Source organism: Streptomyces gelaticus (genome assembly GCF_014649535.1).
GTDB classification, from domain to species: Bacteria; Actinomycetota; Actinomycetes; order Streptomycetales; family Streptomycetaceae; genus Streptomyces; species Streptomyces gelaticus.
The window spans coordinates 54133-66901 of sequence record NZ_BMTF01000024.1 but is presented as its reverse complement, the minus strand read 5'-3'; the positions used below and the strand labels follow the sequence as shown (position 1 = coordinate 66901).

Here is a 12769-nt window from a genome sequence, read left to right as displayed (position 1 = left end):
CGTGTCCCGTCGATTCGGACATACTCCGCACCATGAGCGACGAGACCACGAGTGGCGCGAAGACCGGGGGCGGGCAGTCCATGGTCACGGTCGTCGTCGCGGCGGCGGCCAATCTGGGCATCGCCGCGGCGAAGGTCGTCGCCGGGCTGATCAGCGGGTCGAGCGCGATGCTCTCCGAGGCGGCGCACTCGGTCGCCGACACGGTGACCGAGCTGCTGCTGCTCACCGCACTGAAGCGCAGTGACAGGCCCGCCGACGAGGAACACCCGCTGGGCTACGGCCCGGAGCGCTACATCTGGGCGATGCTCGCCTCCGTGGCCACGTTCGTCGGCGGTGCGGTCTTCTCCGTCTACGACGGCGTCCACACCCTCGCGAAGGGCGAGGAGCTCGGCGATCCGCTCGTCTCGTACGTCGTGCTCGCGGTGGCCTTCCTGCTGGAGGGCTACTCGCTGCGCACCGGGATCCGGCAGGTCCGCGGCGAGGCCGCGCGGCTGCGAGCGCCCCTCCGGCACTACCTCCGCCACACCCCCGACACCGCCGTCAAGGCCGTGGTGATGGAGGACTCGGCGGCACTGGTGGGGCTGCTGCTCGCCGCAGGCGGCCTGCTCGGCGGCCAGCTGACCGGGTCCGGGGTCTGGGACGGCATCGCGTCGGTCCTGATCGGTCTGCTGCTGGTGTACGTCGCCTGGGTTCTGGGCCGGTCCAACGCCCAGCTGCTCATCGGCCGCCCGGTGCCGAAGGCGATGCGTGCCGGCATCCGCGAGGAACTGCTCTCCGTCCCGCACATCATCGACGTACTGGAACTCACCACGCTCATCCAGGGTCCGGCCGAGATCCTGGTCGCCGCGAAGATCGACTTCCGGGACGCCTCGACCGCCGGCCAGGTCGAGTGGGCGTGCGAGGAGGCGGAGGAACAGCTGCGGGAGCGCTATCCGTCGATCCGCCGGGTGTACCTGGACCCCACCCCGGCCCTGAGGCTGCGGCGGGGGGCCGGTACCTGATCGGGCGGACCCGCCCGGTGTCCTCCGTTCCTGCGGGCCCGCCCCGTCGTGCGGCCCCCCGGATCAGCCCCCGATCAGCCCCGCCGCGTCCAGGAGGTACTCCGTCATCGGGTCATAGAACCGCGGGTCCAGCACATGGTCGTCCAGCGGGACGGCCACCTGGAGCGTCCCCTCCGCCTCGCCGAGGAAGAGCGCCGGGTCGTTGCAGTCCGCGTATCCCATCGCGTCCAGCCCGCGCTGCGCCGCGCACCCCGCCCAACCGTGATCGGCGACCACCAGGTCCGGCAGCGGGCGGCCCTCGCGCTCCAGGCCGTCCAGGATCGCGGCCATCGGGGCGGGCGAGTGCGTGTGCCAGAGGGTGGCGCCGCGCTCCTGCACCGCGACGTCCGCGAACTGGAACACCATGCCCTCGTCGGCGATCAGCCCCGAGGGAATCGTCACGATCTCGCATCCGGCGGCCCGCAGCGCCTGGGCGGTCTGCCGGTGCACATCGAGGAGCCCGCCCGGGTGCCCGGTCGCGAACAGCACCCGCTCCGACCCCGCCACCGCCTTCCGCAGCCGCGCCGCCATCCGCTCCAGCGCGTCGACGGTCAGCTCCGGGTCGATGGTGTCCTGTCCGAACCGGTGCTCCGGGTCGTCACTGACCCCGCAGCGCTCGGCCATCACCGCCAGCACGTCCTGCTCGTCGCGCCACCGGTCCCCGAGCTCCAGCCCCAGCCAGTAGTGGCGGTCGCCGTTGGCGAGCTTGCGGTAGTGGGAGAGGTTGTTGTCGCGTGGTGTCGCGACGTCTCCGGCTATGCGCGTGCGGACGAGGTGTTCGACGAGGGCGGCACGGCTGGGTATAGGCATGAACCCATTGTGCCGTCAGGTGTGCGCAGTGTGCCGGATGTCTCGCGCGGCGGACCGATCGGCCCGGCCCGCCGCTCAGGGCAGCCGGGTCGAAGGCGTGATCTTCTCCAGGTGGTAGTACTGGGCGACGCATTTCGCCGGCCACGCCCGCTTGCCGTGGTTGCCGAACGGCTCCAGCATCCCGCTGACCGATACCGGCGTGTACGGGAGCACCTGGGCGCCGCGCGCCGCCCCGGCCCTCAGTGAGCGGTCCTGCCGGTCCCACCGCTGGGCACGCACGTCCATCTGCCGTTCCAGCCGGAGCAGCGGGACGGCGAGGCCGACGCAGGTCGCGGCGCACACGACGGCGGCGGCCGCCGCCGTCGCCGCGCGGATCCCCCACCTGCGGGCCCGCAACGCCCGTCCCATCAGGGCGCCGACGCCGACCAGGAACAGCACGTAGAACAGGAGGAAGTCGCCCCAGATGCGCGACGCGCTCACCACGCTCGCGCCGAAGGGCGGGTAGGCGACGACGATGCAGAGGTAGCCGGAGACCAGGAAGGCGAGGAATCCGACGAGAACCAGGAGGAGGGGCCTGCGGCGCAGGGACCCGTCCGGCCCGTCCGTTCCTCCCTCGCCTCCGCGCACCAGCAGGCCCAGCAGCACGCCGACGGCGACCGCTCCCAGGTACTGCCAGGTCGTGAAGACCGTCCCCAGGACGTGCCCGAACGCCCGCAGCGACGCGATCAGCGCCTCGGGGCCGAACATGGAGGCGCCGTCGGCGCCGAACCGTTCACGCCGGGCGCGTGCGCCGGGCGACAGATACAGGATGGCCGTCCCGACGGCGACCCCGGCGAAGGCAACCACGCACCAGACGCGCGTACGGGTCCGGCCCGCCCCGGGAAGGGCCCACCGGCTCATCAGCAGGACGGTGGCGAGCACGACGCACGCGACGACCGATGTCTCCTCCGACAGGGTGCCGATGAAGATCCCCGCCAGGTACGCGACGCCCAGCGCGAAGTCGCGTCCCCGCCGTGTCCGTGCGCGCAGCAAGGGGATCACGGCGGCGCAGGCCAGCACCGGCGCGACGGTGTGCGAGACGGAGTTGGCGGGCCAGTAGAACGCCTTGTACGGGTTGGGCGTCGCGAAGAAGAAGAGCGCCGCCGCCGTCGCGGCCACCAGCAGCGCCAGCCCGCGCGGCGCGGTCAGCCCGGCCCGCTTGAGCGCGGAGGCGATCAGCGCCCAGAGGATGCCCAGCATGAGCACCCCGCTGACCAGGGCGAACCATTGGTGGCCCGGGACGCCGAAGGATCCGTAGCCGATGACGAGCAGCGCGTTGGCGATGCGTCCGTTGTCGTGGAGAAAGAACTTTCCGATCATCCCCGAGGCGCCTCCGTCCCGTACCACCGGGAGGAAGCACCAGTCGTCCCCTCCCGGACGGACCAGCCGACCGATCCAGAAGGCCGCGCCGAGCAGGGCGAGCGGCAGCAGGGCGAGGCCCGATGTCCCGATCGCCGTCCACCGCCGCCGCGCGGTGCCCGGAGGGGGTGGTTCCGGCCGGGAGGATTCCTCGCCCTCCGTCTGTGTGCCGACGGATTTCGACATGTCCGTGGTCATGTGCACTGGTTGCCCTTCCTAGGTTGCTCGCGTCCTGCGTGCCGAGAAGTTCATGCGGTGGGTTCACGGTGTGGTGTGTCCGGCACTGCTCTCGGCCGGGCCGCCGCCCTGCCGGGCGAGGGCGGCACCGGAGTCGATGGCCCAACGGGCGAGCAGGAACGAGAAGGGGGTGGCGAGGATCCCCGCGGCCACGGCGGCGATGTTCTTGTCCATGCCCAGCCCGCTCACGCCGAGGTAGAGCAGAATTCCGGTGAGTACGAGATTGACGACGCTCGACAGGGGATACCGGACGAAGGCGTGCCAGGTCGGCTTCGTGCGGCAGGTGATGAAGGAGTTGAGCAGGAATGATCCCACGACACTGACCGCGTATCCGATGACGTGTGCGGCCAGATAGGGAATCCAGGCATTCAGTGAGGCGTATACCGCGAGATATACCGCCGTATTGATGATTCCGATCAACCCGAATTCGATGAACTGGCGCAGGGTGCGTCTCCTCGATGCCCCGAGCGCGGTCGCCCCGGTGCGTCGCGCCGACGGCCTCCCGCCCCCGGGGCCGGACGGGCCCGGACGCACCTCTCCCGGGACATCGGCCGGGCGGACGTGCGGAGATTCGTTCGTCTCCCGTACCAGGTAGTGCGGGCGGCGTTTCGACTCGGAATAGATCCGTCCCACGTATTCGCCGATGACGCCGAGCGTGGCGAGCTGGATTCCGCCGAGCGCCACGACGGCGGTCAGCAGGGTGGTGTAACCGGGTACGACGACACCGTGGAGCACGACGCCGACGATGGTCCACACGGCGTATCCCAGTGCCGCGAGCGCGAGCGCGAGACCGATGTGGATGGCCAGGCGCAGCGGATGGCTGTTGAACGAGACCAGCCCGTCGATCCCGTAGTTGAGCAGGCGTCTGCCGCCCCACTTCGAACGTCCTGCCGCGCGCTGGATGTTCCGGTAGGTGAAACCGACGGTGTCGAAGCCGATCCAGGAGAAGATCCCCTTGGAGAACCGGTTGGTCTCGGGCAGCGCGAGCACGGCGTCCACGGCGGTGCGCGACAGCAGCCTGAAGTCGCCGTCGCCGTCGACGACCTCGACGTCCATGCACCGGCCCATGGCCTGGTAGTAAAGGGCGCTGAGAAAGGTGCGCAGGGCGCCCTCTCCCGCGCGGTCGCGCCGCGCGACGACCTGGTCGTAGCCGCACTGCCGCAACTCCAGCATGCGGGGCAGCAGTTCGGGCGGGTGCTGGAGGTCGGCGTCCATGAGGACGACGGCGTCGCCGCGGGACATGCGCAGTCCGGCGAGCATGGCGGCCTCCTTGCCGAAATTACGGCTGAAGGAGGTGTAGCGGACCCGCCGGTCCGAAGTGGCGAGCGAACCGATCCGGAGCCTGGTCCGGTCGCTGCTGCCGTCGTCGACATAACAGATCTCGAAGGTCCGCCGCGTCGGTTCGAGGGCAGAGATCAACGCACGGTGGAACACCTCGATGACCTCGTCCTCATTGAAACAGGGGACAACGATCGAAACCTGACATGTTTTCATTTAAATTCCCCATCAGGCGTGGGCGGGACAGCTCAAACCATAAGCCTGGGGGCCTCGCGAAACTGCGACCGACGAAGCTCTTCGAGGAAAAGGGAAGGGAAAGGGAATTATGAGGAGACACCTCATCCCTTTCGCATCAATTCATATATTCAATACCGGGTGGAAATCACGGACCCACCCGCCGGCACCCACCGGGCACCCGCCGAGCCCTTACGCGCGGGCCGCCGCCTCGAAGGCGCCGCGCGCCAGCCGGTGCAGCAGTGCCGCCGTGCCCGCACGGTCCGGCTGCGCACCGGGCCGGCCCAGGTGCGGGGTCGAGTTCAGCAGGCCGAAGACGGCGTGGACGGCGGCCCGGGCCTCGTGCTCGGGCAGCTCCGGATACATCTCGCGGACCACCTCCACCCACACCTCGACGTACTGCCGCTGGAGCTGGCGGACCCGCTTGCGGTCGGCGTCCCGGAGCCGGTCCAGCTCGCGGTCGTGGAGGGTGATCAGGGGACGGTCGTCGAGGGCGAAGTCGATGTGCCCCTCGATGAGCGCGTCGAGCAGGGCCTGCGGGGAGCCGTCCGCGCAGGCGGCGTCCTCCGAGACGCGCAGCTGCCCGCCCGCCAGCAGCCGCTCACTGATCCCGACCAGCAGCTCGGCGAGCATCGCGTCCTTGCCGGGGAAGTGGCGGTAGAGCCCGGGGCCACTGATACCGACGGCGGCGCCTATCTCGTCGACACCGACACCGTGGAAGCCGCGCTCGGCGAAGAGGCGGGCGGCCTCCTTGAGGATCTGCTCGCGGCGGGTGGGGGCGTCCGTCCTCGTGGTCATGGATTCGATTCTAGACAGTCGGGTTAGCGAACGTTAACGCACCCGGATCCGGCACGACCCGGACGGCCGTCACCCTGCCGGCCCCGTCGGCGCCGACGAATCCGGTCGCCGTACCGGCGGAGCACGGCAGCGGCACGCCGCCCGTGCTCACGGTTCAGCGACCTCCCTCCGCCTTCACGGGCCACGCCCACAGCGTCACCGCGCGCACCCCCTGCGGGACACAGATGACCGATACCTGTCGGAACCACTGCGGGGACCGGCCGACCGGCCTGGACAAGGCTGTTAGCGCTCGTTAACCTGAGGTCAGACGTTAACGGTCACTAACCACTGCGGTACGGGCAAGGGGGCTCGACACGATGCAGCAGGCACCGGTGCTGGCGAGCGCGGCCGATCCCGCCTCCGAGGCCTGGCAGGCCAACGAGGCGGCGCATCACGCGCTCGCCGACGAGCTGCGCAAGCGGCTCGCCACGGCCAGGCTCGGCGGGGGTGAGAGAGCCCGCGCCCGGCATGTGGCGCGCGGCAAGCTGCTGCCCAGGGACCGGGTGGACACCCTGCTCGATCCGGGCTCCCCGTTCCTGGAGCTGGCGCCGCTGGCGGCCGAGGGGCTGTACGGGGGCGCCGCCCCGGCGGCCGGGGTCATCGCCGGGATCGGCCGGGTGAGCGGCCGGGAGTGCGTGATCGTCGCCAATGACGCGACCGTCAAGGGCGGCACGTACTACCCGATGACGGTGAAGAAGCACCTCCGGGCCCAGGAAGTGGCGCTGGAGAATCGTCTCCCCTGCCTCTATCTCGTCGACTCGGGCGGTGCGTTCCTGCCGATGCAGGACGAGGTCTTCCCCGACCGGGAGCACTTCGGGCGGATCTTCTACAACCAGGCCCGGATGTCCGGGGCCGGCATTCCGCAGATCGCGGCGGTGCTGGGCTCGTGCACGGCCGGCGGGGCGTACGTCCCCGCGATGAGCGACGAGGCCGTGATCGTCCGCAACCAGGGCACGATCTTCCTGGGCGGTCCTCCGCTGGTGAAGGCCGCGACCGGCGAGGTCGTGACGGCCGAGGAGCTGGGCGGCGGCGAGGTGCACTCCCGTACGTCGGGCGTGACCGACCATCTCGCCGAGGACGACGCGCACGCGCTGCGCATCGTGCGGAACATCGTGGCCACCCTGCCGGACCGGGGCGCGCTGCCGTGGTCCGTGCGCCCGGTCGACGAGCCGAAGGTCGATCCCGCAGGTCTGTACGGCGCGGTTCCGGTCGACTCCCGCACCCCGTACGACGTGCGCGAGGTGATCGCCCGGGTCGTCGACGGATCCCGGTTCGCCGAGTTCAAGGCCGAGTACGGGACGACGCTGATCACCGGCTTCGCCCACATCCACGGCCACCCCGTCGGCATCGTCGCCAACAACGGCATCCTGTTCTCCGAGTCGGCCCAGAAGGGCGCCCACTTCATCGAGCTGTGCGACCAGCGCGGCATCCCGCTGGTCTTCCTGCAGAACATCTCCGGCTTCATGGTGGGCCGGGACTACGAGGCCGGCGGCATCGCCAAGCACGGCGCCAAGATGGTCACGGCCGTCGCCTGCACGCGGGTGCCGAAGCTGACCGTCGTGGTCGGCGGGTCCTACGGGGCCGGTAACTACTCGATGTGCGGGCGGGCCTACTCGCCGCGCTTCCTGTGGATGTGGCCCAACGCGAAGATCTCCGTCATGGGCGGCGAGCAGGCCGCGTCCGTCCTCGCGACGGTCAAGCGCGACCAGCTGGGCGACGACTGGAGCGCCGAGGACGAGGAAGCCTTCAAGGCACCGATCCGCGAGCAGTACGAGACGCAGGGCAACGCGTACTACGCCACCGCCCGGCTCTGGGACGACGGTGTGATCGACCCGATGGAGACCCGGCAGGTGCTGGGGCTCGCTCTGACCGCGTGTGCCAACGCTCCACTTCCCCAAAGGGACCCCGCAGCGCCCGGCTTCGGCGTCTTCCGGATGTGAGGAACAGATGACGATGTTCGACACCGTTCTTGTCGCCAACCGCGGCGAGATCGCGGTCCGGGTCATCCGGACCCTGCGCGAGCTGGGTGTGCGGTCCGTCGCCGTCTTCAGCGACGCGGACGCGGACGCCCGGCACGTAAGGGAGGCCGACACGGCGGTACGGATCGGGCCCGCCCCGGCTGCCATGAGCTATCTGAGCGTGCCCGCACTGCTGGACGCGGCCCGCCGCACCGGCGCCCAGGCCGTCCACCCGGGATACGGATTCCTCGCCGAGAACGCGGGCTTCGCGCGGGCGTGCGCCGAGGCGGGCCTGGTCTTCATCGGCCCGCCCGCCTCCGCGATCACGCTGATGGGCGACAAGATCCGGGCCAAGGAGACGGTCGCGACGGCCGGCGTTCCGGTGGTGCCCGGCTCCTCGGGAAGCGGGCTCACCGACGACCGGCTGGTCGACGCGGCCCGCGAGATCGGGATGCCGGTGCTGCTGAAGCCCTCGGCGGGCGGCGGCGGCAAGGGCATGCGGCTGGTGCGCGACGAGACCCTGCTCGGGGACGAGATCGCGGCCGCCCGGCGCGAGGCGCGGGCCTCGTTCGGCGACGACACCCTGCTGGTGGAGCGGTGGATCGACCGCCCCCGGCACATCGAGATCCAGGTGCTGGCGGACGCCCACGGCAACGTGGTCCACCTCGGTGAGCGCGAGTGCTCGCTCCAGCGCCGCCACCAGAAGATCATCGAGGAGGCGCCCTCGGTCCTGCTCGACGAGGAGACCCGGGCGGCGATGGGCGAGGCGGCCGTCCAGGCGGCCCGCTCCTGCGGCTATGTGGGCGCGGGCACGGTGGAGTTCATCGTCCCGGGCAACGACCCCGCCTCGTACTTCTTCATGGAGATGAACACCCGCCTCCAGGTCGAGCACCCGGTCACCGAGCTGATCACCGGCCTGGACCTGGTCGAGTGGCAGCTCAGGGTCGCGGCGGGCGAACAGCTCCCGTACGAGCAGCGGGACATCGCGCTCACCGGCCATGCGATCGAGGCCCGGATCTGCGCCGAGGACCCGGGGCGCGGCTTCCTGCCCTCGGGCGGCACGGTCCTCGCACTGCACGAGCCGCAGGGCAACGGGGTGCGGACGGACTCCGGGCTCGGCGAGGGCGGCGAGGTCGGCAGCCTGTACGACCCGATGCTGTCGAAGGTCATCGCGTACGGCCCCGACCGCGCCACCGCCCTGCGCCGGCTGCGGGCGGCGCTCGCGGACACGGTGATCCTCGGCGTCCCGACCAACGCCGGTTTCCTGCGCCGACTGCTCGCCCACCCGGCGGTGGTGGCGGGCGATCTGGACACCGGGCTGGTGGAGCGCGAGGCGGCCGGGCTGGTGCCGGAGGGGGTGCCCGAGGAGGTGTACGCGGCGGCGGCGCTGCTGCGGCAGTCCACGGCCCCCGCCGCCTCCCCCGCCGACGCCTCCGGCTGGGTCGACCCGTTCTCGGTGGCGAGCGGCTGGCGGCTCGGCGGCACCCCGGCCCGCACGGTGCTCGACTTCCGGCTGCCGGGCCACGACCCGGTGCAGGTCTCGCTGCGCTCCTGCCCGGCCGGTACGGAGCTGACGTTCGGCCATGTCGGGGAGGGCCCGCAGCCGCCGGAGCCCGTGACGGGGACGTGCGGTCCGCTGGCCCCGCTGCCCGGCGGCAGGGAGACGGCCAGGCCGACCGAGCTGTCCTCGCACCGCCTCACGCTCGAACTCGCCGGTGTCACCCACACGTTCACCCATGCCGCCTCCCCGGACGGGGTGTGGCTCGGCCGGGACGGCGACAGCTGGCACGTACAGGACCACGACCCGGTGGCGGCCTCGCTGGCCGGCGCGGGCCGTTCCGGTGCGGACACGCTCGCCGCGCCCATGCCCGGGACCGTCACCGTGGTGAAGGTGGCGGTCGGGGACGAGGTCGTGGCCGGGCAGAGCCTGCTCGTCGTCGAGGCGATGAAGATGGAACACGTCATCTCCGCCCCGCACGCCGGGACCGTGACCGAACTGGACGTCAGCGCCGGTGCGACGGTCGCCATGGACCAGATCCTGGCCGTGGTCGCCCCCGTCGAGGCTCCCGGGGAGGAAGCATGACGACGTCCCGCACCCTGCCCATGACCGTGCCGGCCCAGGATCTGCCCGCCCAGGTGCGCATCCACGAGGTCGGCGCCCGCGACGGGCTGCAGAACGAGAAGACCGTCGTACCGACCGAGGTGAAGGCGGAGTTCATCCACCGGCTGGCCGCCTCGGGCCTGTCCACCGTCGAGGCGACCAGCTTCGTGCACCCCAAGTGGGTGCCCCAACTGGCCGACGCCGAGGACCTGTTCCCCCGCCTCGCCGACATCGACGGCGTCGCCCTGCCGGTCCTCGTACCGAACGAACGCGGCCTGGACCGGGCGCTGGCGCTCGGTGCCCGCCGGATCGCCGTGTTCGGTTCCGCGACCGAGACGTTCGCCGCCCGCAATCTCAACCGCACCGTCGACGAGTCGCTCGCCATGTTCGAGCCGGTGGTGGCCCGCGCCAAGGCCGACAAGGTGCATGTCCGCGGCTATCTGTCGATGTGCTTCGGCGACCCGTGGGAGGGGCCCGTCCCCGTCCATCAGGTCGTCCGGGTCGCCAAGGCGCTGATGGATCTCGGCTGCGACGAGCTCTCCCTCGGCGACACCATCGGCGTCGCCACGCCCGGCCATGTGCAGACCCTGCTCGCCGAACTGAACGAGGAGGGGGTGACCACCGACACCATCGGCGTGCACTTCCACGACACGTACGGGCAGGCCCTCTCCAACACCCTGGCCGCGCTCCAGCACGGGGTGACCACGGTGGACGCCTCCGCGGGCGGCCTCGGCGGCTGCCCGTACGCCAAGAGCGCGACCGGGAATCTCGCCACCGAGGACCTCGTGTGGATGCTCGACGGCCTCGGCATCGAAACCGGGGTCGATCTCGACACGCTCACCGCCACCAGCGTGTGGCTCGCCGATCAACTGGGCCGCCCCAGCCCGTCCCGTACCGTCCGCGCGCTCTCGGTGCGATAGACACCGTCCCACAAGGAGTGACCCCTGCCATGTCCCTGGACCACCGGCTGACCGCCGAACACGAGGAACTGCGGCGCACCGTCGAGGAGTTCGCGCACGACGTCGTCGCGCCGAAGATCGGCGACTTCTACGAACGGCACGAGTTCCCGTACGAGATCGTGCGGGAGATGGGGCGGATGGGCCTGTTCGGGCTGCCGTTCCCGGAGGAGTACGGCGGCATGGGCGGCGACTACCTCGCCCTCGGGATCGCCCTGGAGGAGCTGGCCCGGGTCGACTCCTCCGTGGCGATCACGCTGGAGGCCGGGGTCTCGCTCGGCGCGATGCCCGTCTATCGCTTCGGCACCGAGGAGCAGAAGCGGCAGTGGCTGCCGAAGCTCTGCTCGGGCGAGGCGCTCGGTGCGTTCGGCCTGACCGAGCCCGACGGCGGCTCGGACGCGGGCGGCACCCGGACGACGGCGGTGCGCGACGAGGCCTCCGGCGAGTGGGTGATCAACGGCTCCAAGTGCTTCATCACCAACTCCGGTACGGACATCACAGAGCTGGTCACGGTGACGGCGGTGACCGGCCGCAAGGAGAACGGCGCCCCGCGCATCTCCTCGATCATCGTGCCGTCCGGCACCCCCGGTTTCACGGTGGCCGCCCCGTACTCCAAGGTCGGCTGGAACGCCTCGGACACCCGTGAGCTGTCCTTCTCCGACGTCCGCGTCCCGCTGGCGAACCTGCTGGGCGAGGAGGGCCGCGGCTACGCCCAGTTCCTGCGCATCCTGGACGAGGGCCGGATCGCCATCTCCGCGCTGTCCACGGGCCTGGCGCAGGGCTGCGTCGACGAGTCGGTGAAGTACGCGGCCGAGCGCCACGCGTTCGGCAGGCCGATCGGCTCGAACCAGGCGATCCAGTTCAAGATCGCGGACATGGAGATGCGCGCCCACATGGCCCGGGTCGGCTGGCGCGACGCGGCCTCGCGCATGGTGGCGGGCGAGCCGTTCAAGAAGGAGGCGGCGATCGCGAAGCTGTACTCGTCGACGGTGGCGGTGGACAACGCCCGCGAGGCGACCCAGATCCACGGCGGCTACGGCTTCATGAACGAGTACCCGGTCGCCAGGATGTGGCGCGACTCCAAGATCCTGGAGATCGGCGAGGGCACGAGCGAGGTCCAGCGGATGCTGATCGCCCGCGAGTTGGGCCTCCCGGCCTGACCCACGGCAGATACGGCGAGGGCGGATCCGGTTTTCCCGGACCCGCCCTCGCCGCTGTCCGGGCGCTGACCCGCCCGGCCGGTCAGCCCGTGGGAGCAGGGCCGGCCGGCAGGTGGACCGTCATGATCAGGGTGCAGGGCCCGGTGCCCGCGCCGCGGTAGGCGTGCGGGGTGTCGCCGTCGAAGGTGGCGGTCTGCCCGGCTTCGAGCGGGTACTCGGTGCCGTCGACGACCAGAGTCATCCGGCCGGAGGTGACGCTGACGGTTTCCACCACCCCGGCCTGGTGGGGGTGGCTGGGGTATTCCTCGCCCGGTTGCAGCCGCCAGCGCCAGAGCTCGACGGGTGCCGGGCCGGAGGTGGTCAGTACGAGCCGGGCCTCGCTGCCCTTCGCTCCGGTCCACAGCGGCGCCACGGCGTCGGCGCTCACGACACGGACCCGGCCCTCGGGCGGCCCCTGCATCAGGGCGGACACCGAGATGCCGAGGGTGTCGGCGAGCCGGACCAGGGTGGCCAGGTTGGGGTTGCCCTGGGCCTTCTCCAGCCCCACCAGAGCGCCCTTGCTCACCTGGGCGCGCCGGCTGAGCTCCTCCAGCGACAGACCGGCGCGGGTGCGGGCCGCCCGGACATTGTGCGCAACCGTCCGCAGGGCTGCGGCCGTCTCGGCCACCTGATCACCATCCTTGCCAGTGGAACACTTCAATGCACCGTGCGGTCGTTCGGTTGACACAACCCGGTCGGTCCGTTGTACGGTGCGGTCGTT

Annotated in this window: 10 protein-coding genes; 5 read left to right on the top strand and 5 right to left on the bottom strand. The window is 71.2% G+C overall.

The features are described 5' to 3' along the window. Nucleotides 1-32: 32 nt before the first annotated feature. Entirely contained in the window at nucleotides 33-1001 is a 969-nt protein-coding gene (locus tag IE107_RS27710; RefSeq protein WP_189547072.1) for a cation diffusion facilitator family transporter, read from the top strand. 63 nt (nucleotides 1002-1064) lie between these two features. On the opposite strand, the gene IE107_RS27705 is transcribed toward IE107_RS27710, so the two are convergent. The 4 genes from IE107_RS27705 to IE107_RS27690 form a co-directional block, all read right to left on the bottom strand. After that, nucleotides 1065-1850: a phosphatase gene (locus IE107_RS27705; RefSeq protein WP_189547071.1), complete on the bottom strand. Its 786-nt coding sequence runs from the start codon at nucleotides 1848-1850 to the stop codon at nucleotides 1065-1067. 75 nt (nucleotides 1851-1925) lie between these two features. After that, nucleotides 1926-3446, bottom strand: a complete 1521-nt coding sequence (locus IE107_RS27700) for a DUF6056 family protein (protein WP_189547070.1) — start codon at nucleotides 3444-3446, stop codon at nucleotides 1926-1928. Nucleotides 3447-3509: 63 nt separating this feature from the next. Continuing rightward, entirely contained in the window at nucleotides 3510-4979 is a 1470-nt protein-coding gene (locus IE107_RS27695; RefSeq protein ID WP_189547069.1) for a glycosyltransferase, read from the bottom strand. Between the two features lie 210 nt (nucleotides 4980-5189). Then, nucleotides 5190-5795, bottom strand: a complete 606-nt coding sequence (locus IE107_RS27690; protein WP_072489146.1) for an SACE_7040 family transcriptional regulator — start codon at nucleotides 5793-5795, stop codon at nucleotides 5190-5192. A gap of 356 nt (nucleotides 5796-6151) precedes the next feature. Here IE107_RS27690 and IE107_RS27685 point away from each other — a divergent pair, with 356 nt between their 5' ends. Genes IE107_RS27685 through IE107_RS27670 form a run of 4 tightly spaced genes read left to right on the top strand, consistent with a single transcriptional unit; the run spans nucleotide 6152 to nucleotide 12009 of the window. Then, nucleotides 6152-7774, top strand: coding sequence for a carboxyl transferase domain-containing protein (locus tag IE107_RS27685; RefSeq protein ID WP_189547068.1), 1623 nt, complete (start codon nucleotides 6152-6154; stop codon nucleotides 7772-7774). Between the two features lie 7 nt (nucleotides 7775-7781). Continuing rightward, a complete protein-coding gene (locus IE107_RS27680; RefSeq protein ID WP_189547067.1) occupies nucleotides 7782-9875 on the top strand; it encodes an acetyl/propionyl/methylcrotonyl-CoA carboxylase subunit alpha in 2094 nt (697 codons plus the stop codon). Continuing rightward, nucleotides 9872-10813 (top strand): hydroxymethylglutaryl-CoA lyase, encoded by a 942-nt coding sequence (locus tag IE107_RS27675; RefSeq protein ID WP_189547066.1) that lies wholly within the window; start codon nucleotides 9872-9874, stop codon nucleotides 10811-10813. The genes IE107_RS27680 and IE107_RS27675 overlap by 4 nt, the downstream gene beginning before the upstream one ends. A 29-nt stretch (nucleotides 10814-10842) precedes the next feature. Then, on the top strand, nucleotides 10843-12009 hold the full coding sequence (locus tag IE107_RS27670; protein ID WP_189547065.1) for an acyl-CoA dehydrogenase family protein: 1167 nt from the start codon (nucleotides 10843-10845) through the stop codon (nucleotides 12007-12009). An 82-nt stretch (nucleotides 12010-12091) separates the two neighbouring features. Here the strand turns inward: IE107_RS27670 and IE107_RS27665 are convergent, their stop codons facing one another. Next, entirely contained in the window at nucleotides 12092-12676 is a 585-nt protein-coding gene (locus IE107_RS27665; RefSeq protein WP_189547064.1) for a helix-turn-helix domain-containing protein, read from the bottom strand. Nucleotides 12677-12769 lie beyond the last annotated feature (93 nt).